This is a genomic window from Streptomyces sp. NPDC102490, from assembly GCF_044765285.1.
GTDB lineage: Bacteria > Actinomycetota > Actinomycetes > Streptomycetales > Streptomycetaceae > Streptomyces.
Genome location: NZ_JBIWJU010000013.1, coordinates 121,499 through 146,789, shown reverse-complemented (window position 1 = coordinate 146,789; position 25,291 = coordinate 121,499). Strand labels below are relative to the sequence as shown.

Annotated in this window: 23 protein-coding genes and 3 pseudogenes; 11 read left to right on the top strand and 15 right to left on the bottom strand. The window is 69.2% G+C overall.

The window, feature by feature from the left end; translation table 11 throughout:
• The first annotated feature begins 266 nt into the window (after nt 1-266).
• Complete coding sequence (locus ACIRGB_RS28615; RefSeq protein WP_403871035.1) at nt 267-3,371, top strand: FG-GAP-like repeat-containing protein; 3,105 nt, start codon at nt 267-269, stop codon at nt 3,369-3,371.
• 573 nt (nt 3,372-3,944) lie between these two features.
• Here the strand turns inward: ACIRGB_RS28615 and ACIRGB_RS28610 are convergent.
• Nucleotides 3,945-4,127 (bottom strand): HIRAN domain-containing protein, encoded by a 183-nt coding sequence (locus ACIRGB_RS28610; RefSeq protein WP_403871387.1) that lies wholly within the window; start codon nt 4,125-4,127, stop codon nt 3,945-3,947.
• On the opposite strand from ACIRGB_RS28610, the gene ACIRGB_RS28605 reads away from it, so the two are divergent.
• Nucleotides 4,050-4,208, top strand: a complete 159-nt coding sequence (locus tag ACIRGB_RS28605; protein ID WP_403871032.1) for a hypothetical protein — start codon at nt 4,050-4,052, stop codon at nt 4,206-4,208. The two genes, ACIRGB_RS28610 and ACIRGB_RS28605, sit on opposite strands and share 78 nt — an antisense overlap.
• Before the next feature lie 64 nt (nt 4,209-4,272).
• Nucleotides 4,273-4,533, top strand: a pseudogene (locus tag ACIRGB_RS28600) (IS5/IS1182 family transposase); the annotation flags it as partial.
• Between the two features lie 318 nt (nt 4,534-4,851).
• Here ACIRGB_RS28600 and ACIRGB_RS28595 read toward each other — a convergent pair.
• Both ACIRGB_RS28595 and ACIRGB_RS28590 read right to left on the bottom strand, forming a co-directional pair.
• On the bottom strand, nt 4,852-5,514 hold the full coding sequence (locus ACIRGB_RS28595) for a response regulator transcription factor (RefSeq protein WP_003977863.1): 663 nt from the start codon (nt 5,512-5,514) through the stop codon (nt 4,852-4,854).
• A gap of 91 nt (nt 5,515-5,605) precedes the next feature.
• Complete coding sequence (locus tag ACIRGB_RS28590; protein ID WP_403871028.1) at nt 5,606-7,324, bottom strand: histidine kinase; 1,719 nt, start codon at nt 7,322-7,324, stop codon at nt 5,606-5,608.
• Between the two features lie 218 nt (nt 7,325-7,542).
• On the opposite strand from ACIRGB_RS28590, the gene ACIRGB_RS28585 reads away from it, so the two are divergent.
• A complete protein-coding gene (locus tag ACIRGB_RS28585; RefSeq protein WP_403871025.1) occupies nt 7,543-8,136 on the top strand; it encodes a hypothetical protein in 594 nt (197 codons plus the stop codon).
• A gap of 105 nt (nt 8,137-8,241) precedes the next feature.
• Here the strand turns inward: ACIRGB_RS28585 and ACIRGB_RS28580 are convergent.
• The 3 genes and pseudogenes from ACIRGB_RS28580 to ACIRGB_RS28570 all read right to left on the bottom strand — a co-directional run.
• Nucleotides 8,242-8,604: pseudogene (locus ACIRGB_RS28580) on the bottom strand (DUF2461 family protein); the annotation flags it as partial.
• Nucleotides 8,605-8,667: 63 nt separating this feature from the next.
• A pseudogene (locus ACIRGB_RS28575) lies at nt 8,668-8,892 on the bottom strand (aldehyde dehydrogenase family protein); the annotation flags it as partial.
• Between the two features lie 41 nt (nt 8,893-8,933).
• The gene (locus ACIRGB_RS28570; protein ID WP_403871022.1) at nt 8,934-9,566 is read right to left on the bottom strand and encodes a TetR/AcrR family transcriptional regulator; all 633 of its coding nucleotides are present in this window, start codon (nt 9,564-9,566) and stop codon (nt 8,934-8,936) included.
• A gap of 169 nt (nt 9,567-9,735) precedes the next feature.
• On the opposite strand from ACIRGB_RS28570, the gene ACIRGB_RS28565 reads away from it, so the two are divergent.
• Together ACIRGB_RS28565 and ACIRGB_RS28560 are read left to right on the top strand one after the other, a co-directional pair.
• The gene (locus tag ACIRGB_RS28565; protein ID WP_403871019.1) at nt 9,736-10,401 is read left to right on the top strand and encodes a hemerythrin domain-containing protein; all 666 of its coding nucleotides are present in this window, start codon (nt 9,736-9,738) and stop codon (nt 10,399-10,401) included.
• Between the two features lie 95 nt (nt 10,402-10,496).
• Nucleotides 10,497-11,402, top strand: coding sequence for a hypothetical protein (locus ACIRGB_RS28560; protein WP_403871016.1), 906 nt, complete (start codon nt 10,497-10,499; stop codon nt 11,400-11,402).
• 452 nt (nt 11,403-11,854) lie between these two features.
• On the opposite strand, the gene ACIRGB_RS28555 is transcribed toward ACIRGB_RS28560, so the two are convergent.
• The 3 genes from ACIRGB_RS28555 to ACIRGB_RS28545 form a co-directional block, all read right to left on the bottom strand.
• A complete protein-coding gene (locus ACIRGB_RS28555) occupies nt 11,855-12,538 on the bottom strand; it encodes a siderophore-interacting protein (protein ID WP_403871013.1) in 684 nt (227 codons plus the stop codon).
• Between the two features lie 244 nt (nt 12,539-12,782).
• Nucleotides 12,783-13,148 (bottom strand): darcynin family protein, encoded by a 366-nt coding sequence (locus ACIRGB_RS28550; protein WP_403871384.1) that lies wholly within the window; start codon nt 13,146-13,148, stop codon nt 12,783-12,785.
• Between the two features lie 352 nt (nt 13,149-13,500).
• Complete coding sequence (locus tag ACIRGB_RS28545) at nt 13,501-14,163, bottom strand: TetR/AcrR family transcriptional regulator (RefSeq protein WP_403871010.1); 663 nt, start codon at nt 14,161-14,163, stop codon at nt 13,501-13,503.
• Between the two features lie 113 nt (nt 14,164-14,276).
• On the opposite strand from ACIRGB_RS28545, the gene ACIRGB_RS28540 reads away from it, so the two are divergent.
• From ACIRGB_RS28540 to ACIRGB_RS28530, 3 genes are all read left to right on the top strand, one after another.
• Complete coding sequence (locus tag ACIRGB_RS28540; protein WP_403871007.1) at nt 14,277-14,975, top strand: hypothetical protein; 699 nt, start codon at nt 14,277-14,279, stop codon at nt 14,973-14,975.
• 122 nt (nt 14,976-15,097) lie between these two features.
• Nucleotides 15,098-16,075, top strand: a complete 978-nt coding sequence (locus ACIRGB_RS28535) for an alpha/beta fold hydrolase (protein WP_403871004.1) — start codon at nt 15,098-15,100, stop codon at nt 16,073-16,075.
• Nucleotides 16,076-16,182: 107 nt separating this feature from the next.
• A complete protein-coding gene (locus tag ACIRGB_RS28530; RefSeq protein ID WP_403871002.1) occupies nt 16,183-16,662 on the top strand; it encodes an alpha/beta hydrolase in 480 nt (159 codons plus the stop codon).
• A 114-nt stretch (nt 16,663-16,776) separates the two neighbouring features.
• Here ACIRGB_RS28530 and ACIRGB_RS28525 read toward each other — a convergent pair whose 3' ends face one another.
• From ACIRGB_RS28525 to ACIRGB_RS28500, 6 genes are all read right to left on the bottom strand, one after another.
• Nucleotides 16,777-18,225 carry an FAD-binding oxidoreductase gene (locus tag ACIRGB_RS28525; RefSeq protein ID WP_403870999.1) on the bottom strand — a complete coding sequence of 483 codons (1,449 nt, stop codon included), beginning with the start codon at nt 18,223-18,225 and terminating at the stop codon, nt 16,777-16,779.
• Nucleotides 18,226-18,301: 76 nt separating this feature from the next.
• Nucleotides 18,302-19,594: a peptide synthetase gene (locus ACIRGB_RS28520; protein ID WP_403870996.1), complete on the bottom strand. Its 1,293-nt coding sequence runs from the start codon at nt 19,592-19,594 to the stop codon at nt 18,302-18,304.
• A gap of 40 nt (nt 19,595-19,634) precedes the next feature.
• Nucleotides 19,635-20,369, bottom strand: coding sequence for a DUF3159 domain-containing protein (locus ACIRGB_RS28515; RefSeq protein WP_403870993.1), 735 nt, complete (start codon nt 20,367-20,369; stop codon nt 19,635-19,637).
• Nucleotides 20,370-20,440: 71 nt separating this feature from the next.
• On the bottom strand, nt 20,441-21,091 hold the full coding sequence (locus tag ACIRGB_RS28510; protein ID WP_403870990.1) for a GPP34 family phosphoprotein: 651 nt from the start codon (nt 21,089-21,091) through the stop codon (nt 20,441-20,443).
• Nucleotides 21,092-21,313: 222 nt separating this feature from the next.
• On the bottom strand, nt 21,314-22,924 hold the full coding sequence (locus tag ACIRGB_RS28505) for an alpha/beta hydrolase (RefSeq protein ID WP_403870987.1): 1,611 nt from the start codon (nt 22,922-22,924) through the stop codon (nt 21,314-21,316).
• A gap of 113 nt (nt 22,925-23,037) precedes the next feature.
• Nucleotides 23,038-23,685 carry a hypothetical protein gene (locus ACIRGB_RS28500; protein ID WP_403870984.1) on the bottom strand — a complete coding sequence of 216 codons (648 nt, stop codon included), beginning with the start codon at nt 23,683-23,685 and terminating at the stop codon, nt 23,038-23,040.
• 130 nt (nt 23,686-23,815) lie between these two features.
• Between ACIRGB_RS28500 and ACIRGB_RS28495 the strand changes: the two genes are divergently transcribed.
• Complete coding sequence (locus ACIRGB_RS28495) at nt 23,816-24,427, top strand: TetR/AcrR family transcriptional regulator (protein WP_403870981.1); 612 nt, start codon at nt 23,816-23,818, stop codon at nt 24,425-24,427.
• Nucleotides 24,428-24,545: 118 nt separating this feature from the next.
• A complete protein-coding gene (locus tag ACIRGB_RS28490) occupies nt 24,546-25,280 on the top strand; it encodes a MerR family transcriptional regulator (RefSeq protein ID WP_403870978.1) in 735 nt (244 codons plus the stop codon).
• The last annotated feature ends 11 nt before the right edge of the window (nt 25,281-25,291 follow it).

The following is a 25,291-nucleotide window of genomic DNA, read 5'->3' as shown; positions in this document are numbered from 1 at the left end:
GTGCGCCACATGGCGCAACTGTCTTATGAGTTGGTCCACCAGGGACCTCCCCCCTCACCCCGGGCCGGCCGGCATCTGAGCGTGGCCGAGCGATAACGATCAGACAGTAGATTGAGTCGATCATGTCGGCAAGCAAAGGGGAGGCAATCAGACAACCATGATGCTGTGTGCGTCTGGAAAAGATGCTTTCAAGGTCATGTACTGTTCGGGCGATACCACCCACCTCAATAAAGGCTGATATAGCAGCGATCCGGGGGGATTTGCGCATGCACGACATACCACGAAGACGACGCCGCGGCGCGGGCTTCCTGCGGTGTGCGCTGGCGGCCTCGCTCGCCGCCGCCACGCTCGGAGTGACACCGCTGGCAGTGTCGGCGGCGCCGGCGGCAGACGCTGCGACGACCGTCACGGACGCCGAGGAACAGGCTCTCCGGCAAGCAGCCAGTACCGGTGAACCCGTTGAAATCGAGACCGCCCGTACCGAAGCCAGCGAGACGCATGCCCTGCCCAACGGCAACCTTCGCCACACCCAGCACACTCTTCCCGTCCGAGTGAAGCGAAACGGCACGTGGTCCCCGGTGGACACCACGCTCGCGGAGGTCGCCGACCGTGTGGCTCCGAGAGCAGCCGCCGGCAACGTGACCTTCTCCGCCGGGGGTGACAACCGCCTGGTGACACTCGTTGACCAGGGGCGCACACTCTCGCTGACCTGGCCGCAACCCCTGCCGAAACCAGCACTGGACGGGCCGGTCGCGACGTACCACGACGTCCTCCCGGATGTGGACCTGTCCGTACAGGCCGGCGTGGACGGGTTCAGTCAGGCGCTCATCGTGAAGACCCCTGAAGCCGCGAGCCACCCTGAACTGGAACGGATCGACTTCGGACTGCGCACCGAGGGCCTTGAGCTGCGCCAGGACGCGGGCACCGGCTCGCTCCGGGCCGTCAACCCGGCCGGTCAGACACTCTTCGCATCCTCAACCGCACGGATGTGGGACTCTTCCGGCACTGCGCCATCAGATGCTCCCGCCCAGCAGCCAGCTGCCGCCCGTGCGGCCGAGGGCACCAGCGGCACAGGAACCGACCCACTCGGCTCCGGCGCGAAAAGCAGCCAGGTCGACGTCCAGGTCGCAGACGGCCGCCTCAGCCTGACCCCCGACCAAGGGCTGCTGGGCGCCCCGGACACCACGTATCCCGTCTACATCGATCCGCGGATGACCGGTACCCGGGAAGCGTGGACCATCGCCTACAAGCCGCACCCGAACGACAGCTACTGGAACGGCACCGGCTGGAGCGGCGGAACCACCAGCGAGGCGCGTGTCGGTTACGAATCATCCACGAAGGGCACGGCCCGCTCCTTCTTCCGCATCAGTTCCAAGTTCCTCGCGGGCGGTGTGAAGGTCGAAGACGCGCAGTTCCAGATCACCGAGACCCACTCGTGGTCCTGCACAGCCAAGCCAGTGGAGCTGTACCTCACCGGCGGGATCAACTCCTCCACCACGTGGAACAACCAGCCGGGTTGGTCCACGCGCCAGGACAAGCGGGACTACGCCCACGGCAACGAGTCCTACGGTTGCCCCGACAAGGCCGTCGACTTCGTAGCCACGGACGCCGCGGTCAAGGCGGCAGCCGGGGAATGGACCAACATCACTTTCGGCCTGCGTGCGCCGCAGAGCGCGGAGGACAACAGAGATGTCTACAGCTGGAAGAAGTTCAAGCCGGACGCCAAGCTGATCGTTGAGTTCAACCGTCCTCCGAAGGCACCCTGGTCGCTCGACACCATTCCCAGCACCAAAGTGAGCAGCACCGCATGCGGCAATGGCTCGACCTACGTGACTGTCGGCAACACCGACGTGACACTGACGGCTCAGGTGTGGGACCCGGACGGAGGCGACGTGAACGTCCAGTTCCTCCTGTGGGCCACCGGCAAGAGCGACGTGGCGCCCGGCGTCCTCTTCGACAAACGGGTGAAGGTCGCTGTCAGCAAGAGCAACACCAAGGGCGCACAAGCGCGGATTACCGTGCCGAAGAGCCTTCTGAGCCAATACAAGGGCGCCAGCAACGGTCAGTTCTCATGGAAGGCCCAGGCCGAAGACGTCGCCAGCCCATCTCTGGCCTCCGACTGGACTCCAACGGTGGGAGCGGCCGGCTGCCGCTTCGGCTTCGACCCCGTGGCTCCGGCAGTGACACCAAAGGTCGCCTCAGCTGACAGTCTGTACCCCGAGGCGCTGGCAGGAGAGGCAGTTGAAGGGGCGCTGGCACGTACCGAGGGGGAGTTCGAGTTCGGCGCCAACGGCGTGACCGACACCATGGAATACCGGTGGGGTCTCGACCGCACCCCACCGAACAACTCGGTCAAACCTGCGGCCAAGGGCGGCACAGCCAAGCAGAAGATCACTCCCATGACTCCAGGGCCCCACACGCTCTATGTGCGGGCCTATGACGCGGGAGGCAACGCCGGCCCTATCTATCCCTACCGCTTTTACGTCAAGAGCCCCGAAGTCGCCGACAAGCCCAGCGACCTGAACGGCGACGGACTGCCCGACATGCTCGCCATCGATGACACCAGCAACCTGCTCATCTATGGAGGCACCGGGGACGGTGCAGTGGCCACTAAGGTGCCACTGTCCGAGGAGGGCGAGTGGGACGCCGCCCTTCTGACGCACCGTGGTGACTGGACCTACGACCCCTACGAGGATCTGATCGCCCGCCACGCCGACGGCACATTGTGGCTCTACCCCAACAACGGACTAGGAGAATTCACCGATACCACGCGCCAACCGCTGACCGTATTGGCAGACCCGGAAACCGGCGTCCCGACCGATACGACAGGAATCAGGCAAATTGTCTCTGTTGGTGACATCAGTGACGATGGCTATCCTGATGTCGTGGCAGTAATCGGCGACCAACTCTGGTTCCTGCCGGGGTGGTTCGGGAATAAACTGCAGTCCGGGTACCTTATCGGCACCGGTGGCTGGTCCCGTATGCAGATCACTTCGTCCGGGGACATCGACGGTGACGGATTCACTGACCTCATCGCCCGGGACACCTCCAGTGGTGAACTCTGGATATACCACGGTCGCAGCAGTGGTGACGCTGACGGAGACGGTACTCCCGACACCACCGGCACCGAACCGGCATCCCTGGGAACCATGGCGAACCGCACGGCATACGCCACCGGTTGGACAACGGCCGCCCGGCCGTTGATCACCGCGACAGGAGACTCGAACAGCGACGGTATCCCCGACCTGTGGACCACGACCTCCAACTCCGCAGCCGGGCTCCACTTCGTACCTGGCCGCAGGACTGGGCAGGTCGGCCCACCCGCAGTCGTCGGGACCGGCGGGTGGAGTGTAATGAAGTTCATCTCCTGAAATTCCCACGTGAGGCGACCAGTCTGACCATGCTGGTTGCCTCACGTCGCCGTCTGCGTGGTACACGATGGTCGTAAAACGGTAGGTGCGCGGATAGTGCTGACCGCACACTGCAGGCCCGCCGATTGCCGCATCCTCAGCGCCTTGTGCCCGCAAGTCTTCAGGCACGCACTGCCTCTCTATGACATGCCTCTCGTGCGCACTGGGCACGGCGACGTGTCTCCACCGACCCGACGCCGAGGGAGGCGCCGCGCGGGTAGTCATGACGCGACAGATCGCTGATGCCGAACTCTCGTAGGGCCGTGACGCTCGTTTGACGCTCTGGGCTTCCGGCGGCTCTCATCCGGAACCCCAAAACTTCTCTGACCTGCTGCTTTCCTGCCTGCGTCCAGGCCGACATCTTTCCGATGACGCATCATGTGGAGTGCGTGGCGATCCTCGAACCGGCCGCGAAGGGCTCCTGACCTGCGGTTTATGCGTGCGCATGATGCGCGGTGTGGGCGTTGCGGGCGATATCTTGTCAGAGGGCGTCAAGGCTGCGAGTGATGAGGCAACGCCGAGGGCTGATGACGCTCAAAGCGGAGTCGTCGGGTCCTGCAGATCAGATGTCGCGGCCCTGGTCGAGAGCGAGGGCGAGCGGGCGATCTCTCGGGCGATCCAGCCGAGGAAGACGCCCTGGTGCTGGACCTGGATGGCGTTCGGGTCGGCCTCGTCCTCAGGGTCGCGAACGAGGTGGAGGGGAGCGCCAGTCGGCAGCTGCGCGAGGGTTACGTCGTTGCCGCCCGGCTCTGCGGGCCGATGATCAGCGTGAACGGCAGGCGGGGCGGCCGGCTGTGACCGCTAGAGCGTGTCTCTTTGAGCGGGTGGTCAGTCCAGACCGCTCACAAACGCCTGATCAGGAGTGCGGCGACGCGGAATCCGCGCTGTCATCCCCCAGCCGTCCGACCAGATCGGCCACCGTCTGCGGCGCGGTCGCGCCGGCGGTCGCCCACCGGCTTTCGACGCCGAGGCTTATCGGCAACGCAACGCACTCGAACGATGCATCAACCCGCTCAAACAATGGCGCGGCCTGGCCATGCGAACGGACAAGCTCGCCATCGCCTACCAGGCCGCACTCCACCTCGCCGCCATCTTGATCTGGGCCCGGCGACAGACCGCTCAGCGATCGACCACCCAACGTGCGTCCTTCGGCCAGGCCCCCGTCCCTACGATCTGCTTCCCGATCCTGAACGTGCTCGCCGGGATCGCCTTCCTCTTCGAGCAGCACCACCATCGCGCGCTCGGTATTCGTCACGAAGGCCAGCGATCGTCCAGACGAACTGGTCAGCCATGTCTCACGCTGCCCGCGGTACGGCGTCCGTCGCGGTCGACGTAATGGACCGGGACCGGTCGGCAATGGCGTACCGCATTGACGATGGTGAGCAGGACCTCGGAATCCGGATAGATCCGTTCCACGTACGGTTTGCCGGAGCGCTGAGGTTCACTCTGCGCACGGCTCCAGGCCCGCGTCGCGGGCCAGGAGCGCCGCTTGGACCCGGTTGTCGCAGTCGAGCTTGGTGAGGACGCGGCTGACGTAGGTTTTTACCGTCGCCTCGCTCATATGCAGGCGGGCGCCGGCGGCCGCGTTGGACAGTCCTTCGCCGAGCAGGGCCAGCACCTCGCGTTCGCGACCGGTCAGCCCGGCCAGGCGGCGGCGCGCCTCCTCGCCACGCACGGTGGCGGCGGGGGAGGCGAGGGTGTCCACCACGTGGCGGGTGGCGGCCGGGGACAGGTAAGCGTTGCCGGCCGCCGCCGCGCGGACTGCGTGGATCAGCTCCTGCGGGGCGGTGTCCTTCAGCAGGAAGCCCGCACTGCCGTGGCCGAGCGCCCGCAGGACGTTGTCGCGTTCCCCGAACGTCGTCAGGATCAGCACCCGTACCCCCGGCGCGGCACGGCCCAGTTCGGCCAGCGCGGTCAGCCCGTCCATCACGGGCATCTGGATGTCCAGCAGGGCCACGTCGACCGCGGTGCTCCGGGCGGTGTCCACCGCCTCCCGGCCGTCCCGTGCCTCGGCGACGACCTCGATGTCCCCGGCGGAGGTGAGGATCATTCTGATGCCTGCTCTGATGAGCGGCTCGTCGTCGGCGATGAGAACCCGGATCATGAGATCTCCTGCGCGGGATCGGTGTGACAGGCGGACCACAGCCCAGCTCATCATGCCCGATCCGGCCGGGAGCGTGGTCACAGACCTCCGGTCACGGGCTCCATGCGTAGGACACCTTGGAGGCGAGCTTCCCGTCGCGGAAGCAGAATCGGTAGACGATGTCCTTCTCGTCGTCCACGAAGTGTTCGCAGGCCGCGTCATCGGGCAGCGCAGGCCCCTGCTTCTCCACACCGTCGGTGAGCAACGAGCCGCCCTCCGGCAACTTCCCGCGCAGGTCCGCCTCGGCCTCGCCGACTCGAGCCGACTCGTACACGCTCGCCGGTATGGCCCCCTTCTCCAACTCGTCGATCCCTTTGAACACCCCCCACACCAGAAGGGCGCCGACGCCCACGACGAGGACCACGGCGGTGGCGGCGCAGCCCAGGGCGGCGTTCTTCTTGCTGCTCATGATGGCGGTGAACTCCTTGTGCGGTACGGCGCGTTCGAGGACGCCACCACCATTTCCCGCCGAGGCCCCGCCGGTCTGCCCTCGGAAGTCGTCGTCCGCAGCCACCGAAGTCGCGCCGCCCGGAGGGGACTGCCGCTCGCCACCGGCGTACGGCAGCACACCGGCGAGGCGGAAGCCCCCGCCGGGGGTGAGGCCGGTGTGCACCATGCCGCCGACCAGACGGGCCCGCTCCCGCAGGCCCGTCAGCCCCTGTTGGCCGCCGATCGCGGGGGGTGAGGCCGGAACCCCGGCCGGTACCGGGCCATTCGCCACCTCGACTACGAGGCTGTCCGGTTCGTAACGCAGCGCGACCGTGATCGGGGCGCCGGGTGCGTGCTTGTGTGCATTGGTCAGTCCCTCCTGAACGATGCGGTACGCCGCCCGGTCGGCAGCGGGGGTGAGGGTCCGCTGGGTGCCGGAGCGGTGCAGTTCCACTGTCGCGCCCGCCGCCCGCGACGACGCGACCAGCTCGTCGATGGAGGCCGCCGCACGGTCCGAGGAGGGCCCGGCTCCCTCCGGACCCGGCCCGGACATCTCCGCGTCGTTGCGCAGGATGCCCACGGCTTCGCGCAGCTCCCGCATCGCCGATCTGGATGCCTCCCGCAGGACGCCCACACCTTCCCGCTGGCGGCCGTTGAGCTCCGGGTCCACCTCCAGTGCCCCGGTGTGCACGGCGATCAGGGCTAGTTGGTGGCCAAGGCTGTCGTGCATGTCCTGGGCGATGCGCTGCCGCTCCAGCAGCCGGGCCTGGCGCGCCACCATCGCCCGTTCGCGCACCAGTTGGGCGTTGTGCCGCCGCAGGGCGTCCAGCAGGGCGTGCCGCTGGGCACGGTACCGGGCGGCGAAACCGGGCACCACCGCCAGCACCAGGAACGGACCCCCGGTCAGTGCGACGGTCACCAGCGCCGACAGTCCGAGGTCTTCATCTGGTGCGGTGGCCACGCCGGCGACAAGGTGGAGGACGAAACCGGCCGTGAACGCGGCCAGTGCCCGCGCCGGGCGCTCGATGCGGCTGCCGGCGGACCAGCCGGCGCAGACCAGCAGGACGAACGTACCGGGAAAGGTGGCGGCCAGGGCTGACGCGGCCAGCAGTACCGACGCCGGCAGGGCGCGACGCGCCAGGGACAGTACGGCGACGACCAGGGCCAGTGCGCCGCCCTGCACCAGGGAGCCGGTCTCCGCCGTGCGGAGGATGCCTGCGATCCCGGAGAGCACGGGGGTGAGCACGGCCTCGCCGACGATCCGCCGCCGGGGCCAGGGGGAGGCGGCGGCGAGACGGAAGCGGAACGACGGTGCGGTACGAGGAGTTTCTGCAGCATCCACGTGCAGACGATAGACGGCTGCCCTCTGACGCCCGCATCCCTCCTTCGGTGCGGTCGCGCGCGACGAAGGGGGGCCTCGGTTCCTGGGATTCCTGCCCTCTTTGGTCGTTCCGGGTGACGACTTATGGAGACTGCCGCAGGCCGGGCGGTCCGGTGACGATGGCTCGGCCGGACGCACTCAGCGGCGGCACAGGGAACGACGGCTTCGGGAGCGGAACAGTGGACAGTGCGGGACAGTGGACCGGCAGACGTTTCACCGTCCGGCAGGAGAACCGTCTCAAGGCCGGCCGTTACACCGTGAGCGAGCTGATGCCGGACGGCTCGGAGGGCGAGGTCCTGGCCTGCGCCGAGGTGAAGCGATTCTCGCTCAAGGAGAAGATCACCTTCCACACCGGCCTGTCCGGGACCCGCGTGCTGTTCACCATCGAGGAGCGCGGCCTTCGCGGCGCCGGTGATGGCTACGACGTGTGGGACGCGGAAGGCAACCTTGTCGGCGGTTTCGAGGAGAAGGACTTCGCCTCCCTGGTGCGTTCGACCTGGGTGCTGGACCAGCCCGGATCCCCGGCCGCCGTCGGCCGGGAGCGTAACCGGTTCGTGGCTGTGCTCCGCCGCGCCTGGGACTTCCTGCCGCTGGACCTGCCGTTCCTGTGGCCGTACCACTTCGACTTCGAGACGGGGGGCAAGCAGGTGATGAAGGTGGACAGGAAGTGGGGTCTGCGGGACCGTTACGTGGTCGACATCCTCACCCCCGGACTGGACCCCCGCCTGGCCGTCGCCCAGGCCGTGGCCCTGGACACGTTCCAGGACCGTTGACCCGAAGAGACTGGCGCCGGCGGCGGGCAGGTGGGCTGTGTCGCCGGTGGGAGAGCTCCAGGCCCTGACCGGAGACCTCCGGACCGGCCCTCGCTCGTTCAGGTCTCAGAGGGGCTTCTGGGGCTGCGGGCCGGGCCCGACTTCGACACAGCCGAGGGGGCGGGCGGCGATCAGCGAACGGTGGCGAAGCAGGTCTGTACGGGAGTGGTCTGCCGGACAGCCACGCGGCGGGCGTTTCATCAGGTCCCCGGAGGTGTCGTCACCCCTATTTCGCAAGTCCTCGACGGTGGCGGACAGTTCGCGGCCGCTCCCCTCGGAGGCCACGGCTTTGCGGAACATGTCCACCTGGCCGGGATCGGGGTACCACCAGGCGCCCTGGACCCGCAGGCCGTCCAGGGCGAACCGGAGACCGATCTCGATCTTGCGGCCGAGTCGGATCACCGCGCCCTGGTGCCGCCACCACCAGGAGTTGGTGCGGTAGTGCCAGACGGAGAAGTCCTCATACCGGGCGTCGGTGTCGGCGCCCTCGTTGACGGTCTGGGCTTCGGTGTACTTGAGCAGCCCCTCGGCGCCGTGACGGCGACCGAGGCCCGAGTCGCCCATGTCGCCGATGGGGGCGTCGATGCTGCCCCAGGCGGCAGCGGACGCCTCGTTGACGTTGACGTTGACGTTGACGTTGAGGGTGCCGGCGTGCAGTCGTCCCGCGACCTTTCGGGCCTCGGCGCCGTTGCGGCCCCAGACGCTCCCGTTGAGGCCCTAGCCCACCTGTGCGGCAGCTCGACGGGCCCCCGTCCCGCCTATGCCGGGCCGGGGTCTTCGAGCATGCTCACCGCCTGGCGGGCGAGCAGGCGTTCCGCGTCGTCATAGCTCCAGCCGCAGTCGGCGACAAGCGATCGCCAAGCCGACAGCCCGAAGCAGAGCCACAGGCGGTCCGCCGCACCGTCCACGTCGAGATGAGGAGCCACCATACCGAGGGCGACCAGGTGCTGCGCGATGTCGCGCAGCGCTTGGCGGTACTGCGCGACGACGTACTCCCACACCTGCCGCGCTTTGTCATCGCTGGCCATGGAGGAGTGGAGCAGGTCTATGGATGCGGCAAAGCGTTCGGTGTTGCCGCGGATTCCATGCGCCAGGCAGGTCATCGCGGAGGCGAGGTCCTTGCTTCGGCGTACCTCGTCATGCAGCCCGGTGGTCTTCGAATCCGCCACGTCCACGGCCAGAAGAGCGTGCAGCAGCTGAGTCTTGGTGCCCACGCTCGCATAGAGCGTCTTGGTCGCGACCCCGGCCGAGCGAGCGATCTGCCCCATCGTCACCTGCGCATAGCCATGCATGGTGAAAAGGTCGCGCGCGGTCTCCAGGATGTCCTGTCGGGTCTGCGCCGCGCTCTGCTCACGCCGTGCTGACTGATACCTCCGAGTCCGATCGGGCATGTCGGCAGCCTACCCGACGACAGAGTGGATAACTTCATTGCAGAGCATGTAACTTGAAATGGAGACCGGACGGACAACCGAAGTCTCTTCCCCTCGTCCCGCCGGAGCGGTTCAGGGTCTTGGGGCCTGCCCGGAAGACCGTGCACTCCTACGCGAAGGTTCCGCACACATGACCATGCAAGCCGAGTCCGACGCGCAAGCCATCGTGGAAACGCGGCTCGCCCATGAGACACACAGACTGGCTACCGGACTGCTCGTCGACGCCGTCGGCCGATCCTCCGTGCCGCGTCAAGCACTCGCGCAGCTACGGGACTTCATCGTGGCGAACCTGCGTCACCACCACGAGACCGAAGACGCGTGGCTGTGGCCGCTCATCCTGGCAGCGGCGCCGGACACGAAGGGCGCACTCGACGAACTCAGCGAAGAACACGACCACCTGGACAGGGCACTCGACCGCCTCGCTTCCGTCAACCTGACCGGTACGGAAGGCCCCGGCGACGAGAGCCTGAGCGGCGACAGCCGGCACGCGCTGCGCGAGGCGGCCGTCGCGGTGCGCGACAGCGTGCGTGACCACCTGGCTCACGAGGAACCACTGTTGTTCCCCGCCCTGCAGCGCATCACACCCGCGCAGTGGGAGGAGTTCGCCCAGCGAGTCATCGCCAGCACACCCCCGGTGGCCGGGCAACTGATGATCGGATTCCTCGATGAAGCCGGCACGCCGGCCGAGGTGGAGTCGGTGCTCGTGAACATGCCGCCCCCGGTGAAGTCGTTGCTGCCCGCCCTGCGCAGCCAAGCCGCCGCCGACCTGCGAGTCCTGCGAGGCGACGGCTCGTGAGCTCCACTCGGCTCCCGTGGCCGGACACGGCGTACGAGGCATTCAAGGGTGACCTGACCGTCGCCGCCGCCTACCTCACCCCGGCCGGAGGCGCGGTGGTCACCAGCGTCTCACCGGTGGGGCTCGCGGACCGGGCGGCCAACGAGGTCAGCTTCACCACCTCGCTGGGCTTCCCGAAGAAGCTGGAACACATCCTGCGCAACCCACGCGTCTGTCTCGCCTATCACACGCGCGAGCACGGGTTCGCCACCCACAGCCACTACGTCCTCGCCCAGGGCCGAGCAGAGGTGGACCTTCAGCCCTCGGTGCAGCGACTGGCGGGGCTGATGGAAGCCTCCGAGCCGTTCCTCGGGCGGACCAGGCGGGGAGGCGTATGGGACTGGCTGCTTCGCGAGTACCACCAAAACCGGGTCTTCGTCGATGTCCACCCGGACCGCATCGCCGTCTGGCCCGATCTCTCGGCGAGTGGACGTGCAACCGTGACGGGCGCCTCCTGGCCGGGGCATCCCGCCGAACAGGAACCGCCGAGGAACGGCACGACCCCGCGGACACCCGTCGCCAAGCTCGCCCGGCAGATCGCCGCGCTTCCTCATCGCCTGCTGGCTTACCAGGGTGCTGATGGCCACCCCGTCATCCTCCCGGTGACGGTCACCGGACACGACGAGACCGGCCTGCGCCTCGCGGCATCGTCCGAACTGCTGCCACCGGGCGGACGCCGAGCGGGATTCCTCGCCCACAGCTTCCAACCGCAGTGCGTCGGTGTGAGCATGCGCACCGTCACCGGCTGGTTGACCGTCGAGGACGGACGGGCGCTCTACGCACCCCACACATCGACGGGCATGACGGCGCCGCCGAACAGGATGGTCATGACCGTGGCCAACGGCCTGCTGGCCAAACAGGGCCTGCGCCGTGCACAGCGCGACGGCACAAACGCGCGCCTGCGCGACCTCGCCGCCCGGGACCGGGCGCAAGAATCCGAGAGGCAATCCGACGACATGTGAAGACACCCCGGCCCAGAGGGCCCGAACCGCGGCGATGAGTGTCCTGTCGCGCACGGGCGGGATGAACCCGACACCCTGGACTTCGCACCGCAGCCGTTGTTCTTCGTGGCTCTGGCTCCGCCCCCGGGCGGCATGCAATAGGCGGGCGAGCCTCTCAGGCCCGGAGCGGCCTCATCATCGATTTTTCGATCACGTTGCCTCTGCGACCACGGGACTCTTGCACGCACTGGGCGCACCGACGTGACGCCACCGGCGTGAGACTCCGTACCGGTGGAGGCACCCCCCCACGGGGGCCACGACGGACCGAGTTCTGGTGCCGACCGACGCAGGGCAACGCCGGTCCGCTCGCGGTGAAGAATCCCGTCGGTCACCTGGCGGTGACTAGGAAGTAGTCGCGTGATCGGCTGGATGCGTGCTGGTCGAGGGGCGGGCGGAGGAGTACGTCCTGGCCGTTACTCCATGCCCTTCTTGCCCGGTGTCCAGAACGGCTTGGTCAGGATCGCGCGCCGGTCCCAGCCTGCTTCCCGGAGCACCTGCCGCACTGCTTGCACGTCCCGTGCCTCTCCGGCGACATATGCGATGCCGCCGGGTGCGGGGGCGAGTCGTCGTACCGCGTCCGGCAGGGACGTCTCGTCTCGGAGTATCCAGTCCAGTCGGTCGCCGCCCGGCAGGGGCAGCCGGTCCGTGGCCGTCGCCGTCTCGATGCACCCGGAGACCGGGGCGTCCCCGGGCAGTGCCGCGAGCATCGCACCGAACGCGACCGAGGCCGTCTCGTCGCCGACGAAGAGGTGGTGGGCGGCGTCGGGGCGCAGCGTGAAGGTCCCTTCGGGGCGCCGCAGCCGCACCTGCTCGCCCGGTGCGACGGTGTGGCCCCACCGGGCGCCCGGTCCACCCGCGGGGTGGTCCAGTACGCACAACTCGACGGCGCCGGACGGGTCGTAGTGCCAGATCGAGTACGTACGGAGGGTGAGTCCGCCCACCAGGACACGCACCTGCTGGCCCGGCTGGACCTCCAGGCCGGCCAGTTGTCCGCTCTCGATGCGCAGCCGACGTATCCGGGCGGTGAGCTGATCGGCCTCGGTGACGGTGCCGCGTACGGTCAGAAGATCGAGGACAGGATTCAGGACAGCGGGCATGAAGGCTCCTCAACGGGGCGGGGTGTCGTACTCGGCGGGAGGCGAAACGCGATATTACTCGTCTGTGAGAGGTCGCGATAGTACGCGTTTGGGTGGCATCCCCGTAATCGGCGAGTACGGCCAGACAGGTGCCGGCCGAGACGGTCGGGAGGCGGCAGGCGTGCCTCCAGTGCGGGGTTCGCCTCGGTACCGAATCACGGTTCGCCGGACGGTCGCCTGTCGCGCCGCACCGGCGGGCGGGCACTCAGGCGTTGACGGTCGCCAGGATGCCGGGGTCGTAGTTCTTGGCGTACGCGTTCTCGACGCCCACAAGGATTTCGACGACCTCGAAGTAGTGGTCCCAGAACGGCGTCTCGCGCAATGCCTCGACGACCAACTGGAAGGACTGGTGGTCGCGTGCCTCCCAGGCCCAGATGTCGGTGACGCGGGCCGTGTAGAACTCGGTGTCGAAGTAGCGCCAACGTACGTCCTTCGCCTTGTCCTTGACGGCGGGCGGAACGCTTTCCTGGAAGGCGGCGACGGGCTCCGGTACGGACAGGTCCAACCAGGCTCGATTGGTCTTGAGGAGGATGAACGCCGTTACGGCGGGCTCGAAGTCGGACATGGGGATTCTCCTCGCGGGGTGCTGGATGGGGGTCACGATGAGCCTCGACCAGGCGGGGAAGGGTCGGATTCCGGAATGGTCAATTTGGCTGCGATTTGGTTCTCCAGCGGCACCACGGGGACGGTCCTGCTCGTCATTGCCCTCTAAACGGCGAAACAGGCCCAACTCCTAGCAGGCCGGTCACGGTCCTGTGGCGGCGCGGTCCCTCCGACCCTGTCAGCCGCCCAGGTTGACGATGAGAGCGCGCCGCCCCCACTCGGGGCGACGCACGCTCGCCGTGTGGTGGCGCTGTCGGCCGCTGTGCGCCTCTCGCTCGCCGCACAATCCGCGCCCGCTGCGCATCAGTAGACGAAACTGCTTAGCGGTGGCTTCGTGACCTCTCGGTGGCTCCGGGAGTTTCAGTCGCTCCCTCGGCGGCTTTCCCGGGAGGCGGGAAGGCGTCGTGGAGGCGTTGCAGGGTTGTGGTCACGATGGCGCGGACGTCTGCCTCGCGCAATGGGGCGGAGAACAGGGCCGAACTGAACGAGAAGCCCTCGACCAGGGTGAACAGCAGGAGCGCCTCACGGTGGAGGGCCTCCTCGTCGACCGAGCGGTCGGCCAGCGCATCGCGCAGCAGCGAGCGGATCACCTCTGCGCCCGCATGGGACGTGGCGGCGATGTCGGCCGCGAGTTCCGCGTCCGTGCGGGCCAGGACGCGGTATTCGACGAGAGCGATGTTCTCCCGGCGTTCCTGCTCCGTGGTCGGAGCGGCGAACGCGATCACATCCACGAGCCGTGCGACCGGATCGGCGGACATCGTCTCGGCGCGGCGCGCGGCGCGCTGCATGAGGACGCCCAGGGTGAAGCGCATGACCTCGCGGAGGGTGTCGCCGAAGTAGTGCCGGATGCTCCCGATGGCCAGGCCGGTGCGGGCGGAGATCCGGGCGAGGGTCACCGAGCGGATGCCGTGCGCGGCGATCTCCTCGATCACGGCCTCGGCGACCTGCTCCCGGCGGACATCCGGGTTGGCTCTTTTGGGCATGATCCCCATCCTAGTCGCTTCTGGCATGCCCGTGCTACTTTCTTAGCACGGGGATGCTAGAAAGGGGTCGTGGCGGTGCCTTGCGTGGCCACGAACCCCGGGACAGGGGAGACATGAACGACCGGCACGATCCCTGGACCGGTGCGGCGCGGGACGGTCCTTACGGCTTCGACGGGCTCAAGGGCCTCGACGGTGGTGCGGGGGCGTGGTCGGAGCCCGCCCCGGAGCCGGGCGCGCCCTTGCCGCCGTTCCGCCCCTCCCTCTCGTTGCAGCGCACACGGTTCGCGATGAGCCTTCCCGACGCGTCGACGGCAACGGTCGATGTCGACCACCTGTCGGGCCGGGCCTCGCTCTACTGGGACGACCGGCACGTGCAGACCGCCGACATGCCGGTCCGGTTCCCGCTCGGACCGCACCGCATCGAGGTCGCCGCGAGCAGGTACGGCATGCGGCGGATCCACCTGATCAGCGCGGACGGCAGCCGGCGGCGTCTCGATCCCGCGCCGGGGACGCCCGAGCACGGGCGCGCCCAGCTCTCCCGCCGGCACCCCGGAGTCGGACGCGTCCTCGCCGCCTGCGCCGTCATCGTGCTGATGACGAATCTGCTGCTCCTCGTCCCGCAGCTGCTCGACCTGGTCACCCACCAGCCACTCTGGGCCGATCGTTTCACCCCGTTCGCCTCGCTCGTCGACCTGCCGGCCTGGGCGAACACCGTTCTCACCGTCGCGGCCGGCCTCGCGGGGATCGAACGAGCGCTCACCTTCCGCCAGCACCGGCTCCTGGACGCCGAGACCGACGGAATCGAGAGCTGAGACCGCGTACCGACCGGGCACGTTGCCCGCGCCGTCGGCCACCTCGGCGCACCGACCGAGAACAGTCCGTCAACCGCCGCCGCGCCCTTGCGCACGACCGCGGCTCGACACAGGAGAAACGCATGCGCCCAGACCCTCGATCCGCACGCCGCAGGACCGTGCTCGGCGCGGCCGCCGCGGCTTCACTCCTTCTGCTCGCCGGATGCACGCCCGCCGCTTCTCCACCGGGCTCCGGCGCGGACGCGGACCTCGACGCCTACCTCGGGCAAGAGCTCGACTGGGTCACGTGCGAGGACACCGCGACGAACACCAAGGACGCCGAGCTGTTCGCGAACCCGGCGCTCCAGTGCGCCTCGGTCGAGGTCCCGCTCGACTACGACGAGCCGGAGGGGAAGAAGGCGCACATCGCACTCACCCGCCTCCCCGCCGCGGGCGACGCCGAGGGCTCCCTGCTGCTCAACCCGGGCGGACCCGGAGGGTCCGGCACCAGCTTCGTCGCGGCCACCCTGCCGCAGTGGCGGGCGAGTTCCGTCGCCGAACGCTTCGACATCGTCGGCTTCGATCCGCGGGGGGTCGGGTTGTCGACTCCGGCCCTCGACTGTTACACCGACGAGGAGTACGACGCGGGCGACGTGCCGCGGTTCGGCGCGGTGTACGACATCACGAGCGCCGAGGAGGCGGGCGAGCTCGCGGAGCGCTGCGCAGCCGGCTCCGGCGGCATCGCGAACCTCGTGAACGCCGGGTCCGCCGACGTCGTGCGCGACATGGACATCATGCGACAGGCACTCGGTGACGACCGGCTGACCTACCTCGGCTACAGCTACGGCTCCGAACTCGGAGCCATGTACGCCGCGGCCCACCCCCGAAAGGTCCGCGCGATCGTGCTGGACGGAGCCGTCTCGCCGGATCTGACGGCGAGCGAGTTCCGCCTCTCCTCCTTCACCGGACTCCAGGCACGCTTCGACGACCTCGCCGCACTCTGCGCACAATCGCCCGACTGCGTTCTCGGCCCGACCCGGCGGCCGCGAACGACCGCCTGCACGAGATCGTCCAGCCGCTCGTCGAGACACCGGCACCGACCACCGGCGGCCGGGACCTGAGCGTCTGGGACGTCTACCTCGGCATCAGCGGCGGACTGTACTCCGAAGCGAAGTGGCCCGACGTCATCTCCGCCCTGACCGCGCTCCAAGCGGGCAACACCGCCGAGATGCTCGCCCTGCGCGACGCCTTCTACGCCCGCACGGCGGACGGCGCCTACGGCAACGACTTAGACACGAACATCGCTGTGCGCTGCATGGACTCACCCCGTCCGACGCCGGAGGAACAGACCGCGCTCGCACGGAAGATCGGGGAGGCCGCCCCGATGTTCGCCCTCGACGCGTTCACGGCAGGCACGTACCACAGCGAATGCGAGGCGTGGCCGGCGCCGCCGACACGCGACGAGCCCTGGCTCTCCGCTGTCGAAGGCGTCCCCGAGACGCTCGTCGTGTCGGTCACCGGTGATCCGGTGACGCCGCACGAGGGCGGCATCGCGATGGCGAAAGCCCTCGGCGGAAGCCTGCTCACCGTGGACGGCAAGCAGCACGGCGCCTACCTCCTCGGCGGCAGCAAGTGCGTCGACGACGCGGTCAGCAGCTACCTCCTCGACCTCGAAACCCCGCCCGCCGACGCCCGTTGCAGGCTGTGACGCGCTCGACTCCGGCGTAGCGGTCCCGGCGGAAGGAAGACATCCACGATGGGCGCCGGCTCGGGGGACTGTCCGCCCGATCACGCCTCCGACTGGCCGGAGCAGCGATGCCGCCTACGCCTCACGCGGCGGGGAACCGGCGTCGGCGGTCCCGACGGGGAGCGGTGTGGCGGCGAAGACGAAGTCCGGGTCGACGGCGGATTTCACGGCGAGCAAGCGTTCGGTGTTCGGCCCGTAGGAGTCCGCGATCTGGTCGGGAGTCTCCGGACCCAGGAAGTTCACGTAGCCGCCCGGCAACGAGAAGGGCTCGAGCGCCGCGTGAAGCTCCTCCAGCCAGCGCAGGTGCGGTGTCCCGCCGTCGCCACTGCCCGCGTTGCCGGTGCCGTCGCCGCCCTCCCACAGGGAGATCAGCTCGATCATCAGGTGCGGTTCGCGTCGGCCGAAAGCCGTGGAGGCGAGCGGCGGACGGGTGGCGGCGCCATGGAACTGGTGCCACACGATCGCGGAGAACGGTGAGGTGAACTCCTGGGCAGCCCGGTCCAGGACGGTCGCGATGGGGCCGGAGACACTCCGGACGGTCCGCGTGCGGATCGCGCCCATCCGCCCGGGTGGGAACATGCCGTCGGTCGCGGCCAGCGTCGCGGAACGGGCGACCGGTCCCACCTCGGCGAGCACGGGCGTGCCGAGTCCGGCCAGGGCACGCACCGGACCGTTCTCGGCGTTCCCCACCTCGAGATCCCCCGACCAGGTCGGCGCGACGTACACCGTCGGTTCGCCGTCCGGGCCGGGAAGGAACCCGACGTCCACCGTCAGCTCGTCCGGACAGTCCTGAAGCATCCCACCGAGGTCGGTGAGGACCCGGGCGCTCTGGGCGATCGGGTACAGGATGGTCCCCGACACCGTCGTCGGCACGGGGTGCAGCCGGATCCGTGCCGAGGTCACGACACCGAAGTTGCCGCCCCCACCGCGCAGCGCCCAGAAGAGGTCCGGATGATTTTCCGCGTCGGCGGTCACCCGCGAACCGTCGGCCAGCACGACTTCGGCGCCGAGCAGGTTGTCGGCTGCGAGCCCGAACTGCCCGATCAACGGGCCGTACCCGCCGCCGAGCGTGAGGCCGACCATCCCGACGGCGCCCGCGGTTCCGGTGACGGCGGTCAGGCCCACCCGCTCGGCAGCGGACACGACGTCGGACGAGAGCGCTCCGCCACCCACCGTCGCGACACGGTGGTCGGTGTCGACCTGGACTTCCCGCATGTGCGTCAGGTCGAGAACCAGTCCACCGGGGCGGAACGCCCGGCCCCAGAAGTCATGGCCTCCGCCCCGCACGGAGAGCGGTACTCCGTGATGGCGGGACGCGCGTACTCCCGCCTGCACGTCGGCGGTGGTCGCGCACCTCACGACGACGGAGGGGCGGACGTCGACCGCTGCGTTGAACAACGCCACCGCGCGTATGTACTCCGGTCCGCTGGTGAGCACGCGGTCCGCGGGGATATGGGACCGCAGCTCAGCCAGCAGGGCCGTGCTGACCGCGTCGCCTGCGTGGACGTCGGTGAAGGACTGCATGGTCACTCCTGTGTGTCGCTCATCGGGTGCGGCCGTCGAGGGCGCGGCGGGACGCAGAGATCGGGTGGTCGGCGAGTCATCGGAGAGGGCGTTCGACGTCCTGAACGGATCGGGAGGACGGGGAGCCGGACTCGGCGCAACTCTGGGCCAGCACGGTTGCCAGGTCGGGCAGCAGACCGGCCACCGGGTCGTGGGTCAGCTCCGTCAGGCGCAGGCGCCCTCCGAGCGTGGCAACACCCAGGACGTGCTCACCGCGCAGTTGCGTGGTCTGCGCCGGCCCCCACAGAGCCGTGAGACGGGTGCGGCCGTGTGCCGGCGCCTCCACCAGCCCGAGATTGGTGATCTGGATGTCGGCGGCGGTGACGGCGGTCATCAACGCCTCGGCCTCTTCAGGGGTGGCCGGCGGATGCCCATGCAGGGCCTCCGAGCCGGCCTTGAGCACCCCCGGTGCGCGCTGGTGTTCCAGAGCCCGGTGATGGTGCCGGGCCAGTTCCCAGAAGTCCCCGGCCCGGGACGCCTCGCTCGCCGTGCGCGCCCCCGCGAACCGGTTCGCGACAGCGTCGGGCAGACCTGCGGCACGGCGCAGGTCGATCGGGCTCAGCACCCTCACCCGGGTGCGGCCCGCGTGGTGGAAGACCGTGCTGGCGGCGGCACACAGCGCTGCGTGCACGGACACGCCCTCCGCGCGGCAACGGCTCACGAGCCGTGCGGTCAGACCGCGTTGCAGGGCCAGGGCCGACACGTGCGGTGCCCGACCCGAGAACCGCGCCAGCTCACCGGACGCGTCCGTCAGCTCGTCCCGGGGTGGTCCCACGGTGGGCGCCGCAGCGTCGAGAGCGCCCAGCAGAGCCTCCTGGGAGGGCGGCACCTCCCCCTCCGACGTCGGCTCGCCGCCCCCGCCGCCCTCCTCGTCGCCGTCGAGGGCGGCGACCAGGTCCGCCACCACCCGCATGCCGCCGATCCCGTCGGTGATCTGGTGCGCGAAGGTCAGCACGATGACGCTGCCGGTCTCCGCGGGAATGAGTACGGTCCGCAGCAGCGGGCCGGGCTCCGGAGCGATGGGGCGCGTCTGCTCTCCGGCGACAACCGCCTGCCAGGGAGTCCCCTCGGCGGCGGTTTCCACCCCGACCGGCCTCTCTGCCCAGCGGTACCGGGCCCGGGGAGCCCGGCGGTCGACCGAGACGCGCAGCAACGGGTGCCGTGCCTGCACCTCCCGCAGTGCCCGCGCCAGAGTCTGCTCGGAGACCTTCCGGTCGATCTCGGCGACCAGGGAGAACTGGACGGGGTTCCGGTGCATGTAGAGGTCGATGGACCGTTCGAAGGCGCCGAGTTCCCTCACCGTCTCCGCGTGCGCATGGCTGATCGACATCCGGGGGCCTTTCCTCTGCTGATGGGCTGTGACGGCGTTGCTACCTGGACGCGCCCTGGTGAGGCGGGAGTTCGGCCTCCTGCCGGGCGATCGCCTCGGCCGGCTGGCTGTCCACCAGGCGCTTCGACGTTCTGCGGAAGGCCCAGGCGACGACCAGCGCGGCCACCACGGTCAGGGGGGTGCCCATGACGATCTTCGCGAAGGCGAGCCAGCCGGTGGCGTCGTGCACGTAGAGCCACTGCTTCACCACGAACCGCGATCCGAGGACGAGTGCCGCGGCGAGGGTGGCGATGTCGTGCGCCCGCAGAACCTGACGGTCCTCGCGCCAGGCGTACGCGCCCCCGTGCAGCAGGTTCCACGCCACGCCGGTCAGAGGGCGGCGGACGAGGACCGAACCGAAGGTGGCGAGGAAGCCGGCGAAGGCCACCCAGATGCCCAGCAGGAAGAAGTCCTTGGCGGAACCGGTGAGCGCGACGATGCCTGCCGCGACCAGAACGCCGCTCAGGCTGCCGGAGGCCGCGAGGAGACGTTCGCCGCGCACCAGCCGGGCCACGGTGAGCACCGCACCGGTGGCGACGGCCGCGATCACGGCCGCCTTCGTGGACAGCAGGGCGAGAGCGATCACGAACACCACGACCGGGACGGTCGAGTAGACGAACCCCGCCGTGCCTCCCAGAGACTCGATCAAGGGCGGCCGCGGGGCGGGCGGCGGCGTACGTCCGGGGCTCCTGCCGCTGGTGGGGGAAGGGTCGTGCCGGCCTTCGGGTCGGGACATCGATCACTCCTGGTCTCGCGCTGCGGCTTCAGCGTTTCCTGGGGCTTGGCTCGTCGCGGTGGCACTGCGGTTCAGGCGCTCCAACCGCCTCCCACGGCCCGGCTCGCGAGATAGGAATCGCGCAGCGCCTTGCGCAGTCCGGGGACGAAGGCGTCGAACCGCGCCGCGTGCGCCTTGAGGTCGGACTTGTAGGCGCGGCGGTCTTCCTTGCTCCACACCGGGGCAAGTTCCAGCTCCACGGCGAAGACGGCCATGGCCAGTTCGTCCGTCAGCTCCTCGGCGGGAGCGCCGTTGAGGACCGTCGAGCGCACCCGCTCCTGGAGAGCCTGCACCAGGTCGGGGTGGACCACGGACACCCGTTCGGTGGGGACGACGCCCAGCTTCTTCTCGCGTGTGAGGGCGATTTCCCCGGAGGCGAGCAGCTGGTCGCGAACCGGGGTTTCGGCGGTGTGGGCCTTGTCGTGCAGGAAGGTGAGCCAGCCTTTGGGCTTGTCCTCGGGCAGGTCGTACCAGACGGCGGTGGTGAACGGGTCCTCGGGCGGTTCTCCGGGGAGCCGCCGGACCTTTCCCCCGGTGGCCTCCAGCAGACCGTCGCGGGCCAACTCGGTCATCGCTCCGGCCCGTAGCAGTTGGCCGCGCCCCTGGATGTTGTCGAGCTGGAATTTCTCCTTCTTGACGGTGTAGCAGAGCAGATACAGTTTCTGAGCGAGAGTTGTGCGCACGGTGGATTCCCTGTAGGTCAGCCGTTGCAAGACGGGGGACTTTTAGCCGCCACCCTCTATCCCGCAGTTTTCCCAAACCGCCTTCACGGAATAGAAGTCAGTGAGCGAATTCTCTGCTGCCTTGCCTTCCTGGGGGACTACTACCTCCGGCTCGGGCCGTGAAACTGATGACGTTACGGCACACTTCGGTACGCCCCGGAGAACCGATATTCCCGGCTGGACTCACTGGTTCGCGGGGACAAGGGGGCGGGTGGTGGCGGGCGCGTCCGTCTTGCACACGGTGCCGTCGGCGGGGCGGGTGCCGTCGACGAGGGCGGCGTCAACTGCGCTGTTGACACACGAGTTGGTGCCGTAGGAGCCGTGTCCGACGCCTTCCCGCGTGAGCAGGACCGCAGAGTCCAGGGTTCGGGTCATGTGCTCGGCCCAGTGGCGGGGGGTGACGGGGTCCAGTCGGCCTGCGACCACCAGTGCCGGCGGCGCCCCGGCGCCCGTGAGCGGCTTGGTGACGCGGTCCTTGTTCGGCGCGGGCCACCGAGCGCAGTTCAGGGCGGAGTAGGCGGCCCGGGTCCCGATCCGCTCGGCCTCGTCAACCGCCTTGGCGGCCGCGGTTTTGTGCGCCGCGACGCCGGCCGGGGTCTGCCAGTCGGCGCAGCGCACCGCCGTGTGGGCTTCGAACATCGCGGTGGGGACGGGGAAGGGGGAGACCGTCACGCTGCTCCACAGGGCGTGCAGGGGTGCCCCGTTGCCGTCTTGAGCGGTCAGCAGTGCCGAGGTCAGCAACGGCCAGGTGTTCTGGTCGCCGGCCAGGGCCCGGGTGGCCTCCAGGACCATGGCGCCGTCGAGTTCGCCGCCCGGGGTGGCGCCCTTGGCGGGAGCGATCTTCAGTGGCTTCGCTTCCAGCGTGTCGACGAGTGTGTCGAACGCCGCCTGCGGGTCTCCCGCTCCGAAGGGGCACACCGCGGTCCCTTCGGAGCGGCAGGTCTTGAACCAGGCGTTGAGCGTCCGTTCGCTGGCGACGGCGACGTCGTTGAGGAAAGTGAGGGAGTTGCCGAACCACAGGTTGGTGTCGATGGGCGCGTCGAGCACCATCTGGCGGACGCGGTGGGGGAACAGGGTGGCGTACATCGGGCCGACCACGGTGCCGTAGGACAAGCCGTAGTACGTGATCTTGTCCTCGCCGAGCGCGGAGCGTACCTGATCGATGTCGCGGGCCACGTTGTCGCTGGACAGGCTGGCCAGGAACGCCTTGCTCTGCTGTGTGGCGCAGCCGTCGGTGAACGCGGCGGCGTCGGCCAGCAGTCGCGGCAGGGGTTTGCCCCCGGGGACGGCCGGGTCGAAGGCGGTGCCGGCGGCGTCGGCGCGCTGCTTGTCGGTCAGGCAGCGCACGGCCTGCGATCCGCCGACGCCGCGCGGGTCCATCGCGATGATGTCGAATCTGGCGAGCACCGTGGGCGAGAAGGCGCCAGGAGTACCCGCCGTTTTGGGCAGGTTGCGCAGTGTTTCGGTGGCGGGGACCCCCGGCCCGCCCGGGTTGAAGACCAGGCTGCCGATGCGGTGCTCGGGATCGGTGGCCCGGTGCCGCATGACCGCGAGCGGGATCTGCGCGCCGTCGGGCTTGGTGTACTCCTGCGGCACCTTGAGCGTGGCGCATTCGAGGTTCTTCCCGCACGCGCTCCACGTGAGCGGGTCCGGGGACGGGACGGAGGCCGACGTGGCCCCCGTGGACGTGCTGCGCGGTTCCGAGGTGCCGGACGAACACCCGGTGAGGACCATGAGGGCTGTGGCGAACGCCGCCCCGCACCGGATGGCGGTCCTCGGCCTGGACTGGAACATGCTGATCTTCCTTTCGCCGTACGTGTGTCATTCCATGCGGCCGGGCCGGGCCGGTCGCGCGAGAAGTCGGCCGAGGAGGGCTGCCGTTGTCGCGCCTTCCGCACTGCGAGGGGTCAGTGACCGGCCGTGTCGAGCAGAGGGGAGTACCGCAGGCGGAGCGCGCGCTCCATGCTGGCCAGCACGGCCCCGGCCCCCAGGGCGAGGTTCAGCCAGAGCGGCAGGTGTATCGGTGAGGCGAACGGTCCGACCCGCTGCGTGACGGCAGGAATGCGGGAGACGGGTTCGGCGAGCTGCAACAGGTTCAGGCCCACACCGGTGACCAGCAGCAGCACCGCTCCGATGCCGATCGCCTGGCTCAGTCCTGGATGGCGGGCACCGAAGCGCGCCCGCCGACCCTCCGCCGAGGCCGGGTCGGGCGTGAGCTGACGCGGCTGTCCGCCCGAGGGGCGGTAGTGGCAGCGCCTGATGCCGTAGGTGCTCATCGCCACCTCGATGACACCCCCGTCGACGGGGAAGACCGCGGGCAGTTTCGACTCGGCCACCTGCCTGCCGTCCAGGAACAGATGCGCCCGGATCCTGCTGCTGTCCCATCGCGCCCAGTGCCGTACGTCGACGGCGTGCAGGCGGGTGTGCCCATCGGCGCCGGGGAGCCGTAGCCAGAACAGGGAGCGAAGGGGGAGCTGCCACCACCGGAACCGCTGGAGTTCCCTGCCGTCTCCGGGCTTGAGGCGCCTCGACGCCGCCCACTGCTTCCACGCCATGCTCCGCCCCCTCCTTCACGCATCGGCCGCACCGTGACTAGTACAGCGTGTTAGAGAAACGCTAGCACACTGTACTAGTACGGCGTGCTAGTACAGTGAGCAGGCTGGGAGAAGCGAAGGAGAGCGGAGCATGGAAACACGCGAGAAGATCCTCCAGGCCGCCGCGGAGATGATCGCCGAGGACATGGCGGCGAAGCTGAGTGTGCGCGCGGTCGCGGCGCGTGCGGGAGTGAGCACCGGCTCGCTGAGGTTCCACTTCCCCACCCAGCGCGCCCTGCAGGACAGCCTGCTCGCGCGGATCTACGAACACGTCCTGCCCGGCGACCCGATCCGGGACCGGACACTGCCGCCCCGCGAACGGCTGCTGAACTGCCTGCGGCAGGTTCTCGCACCGCTCCGCACCAGCGAAGACGCGCGCACCGCATGGGGCACGATCTACCGGGCCTTCATCGAACCCGAGCCGACCGAACAGGTACGCGCCGCATACCTCGCCCACGAGCGGGAGGCGGAGCGCCGTATCGAACACTGGCTGACCGTGCTCGCCGAAGAAGGCGTACTGCCCGCGGGAGACCACACCCGCAACGTCAGGTTCCTTCTCACCGTCCTCAACGGACTCTCGGTCGAACGCGCCCTGCCCACCCGCGAATCCGTCCTCATCGCCGAGACCGAGACCCTCAACGCCGCCGTCGACCACGTCCTCTCCACCGGTCCCGCACCATCCGCCGGGTCGAATCGGCCATGACCGGGCCCACCACCCCTCGTACGCCCTCCCTCGCACCGGTCTGCCGTTGCGGCATGGTTTTCAATGGCCCACGGCGCGACCGCGTCGACGACACCGGACGGTGAGGGAGACATCGATCATGGCGTGGAGCACCCGCGAGATCGCGGAGCTGGCCGGCACCAGCCTCAGGGCCGTACGGCACTACCACGAGATCGGCCTGCTCGAGGAGCCGGAGCGCCGCTCCAACGGATACAAGCAGTACGGCGTCAGCCATCTCGTCCGACTCCTCCGGATCAAGCGCCTCACCGCTCTGGGCCTGTCCCTCTCCCAGATCGCGGACCTGCGGGACGGCCCGGACTCCACCCCGGACCCGCGTGATCTGCGGGCTCTCGACGCTGAACTGGCCGCCACCATCGAACGACTGCAACACGCCCGCGCCGAGGTCGGCGCCCTCATGCGCACGACGGCCGCGAGCGATCTCCCCCTCCGCCTCGCCTCCCTGGACGAGACAGGAGAGTTCCCCGACCCCGACCGCTCCTTCGTCACCGTCCTCGGTACGGTGCTCGGCCCCAACGGCATGGACGCCTACGCGGACTTGCTCCATGAGGAGCCGCAGCCGGTGGCACGGGAATTCGACGAGTTTCCGGCCGATGCGGACGAGTCGGCGCGCCAGAGTCTCGCCGAGCGACTCGTGCCTCACGTCCGAGGTCTGCGGGCCAGGCATCCCGGGCTGAACGACCTCGCCTCGGATGCCCCACGCGGCCGGCAGCACACCGCTCGCACTATCGGCAAAGCCATCACCGATCTCTACAATCCGGCCCAGGTCGACGTGATGCGGCGCCTCCACGACCTGCTGTCCGACTCGGCGCCGTAGGCACCGGTGCC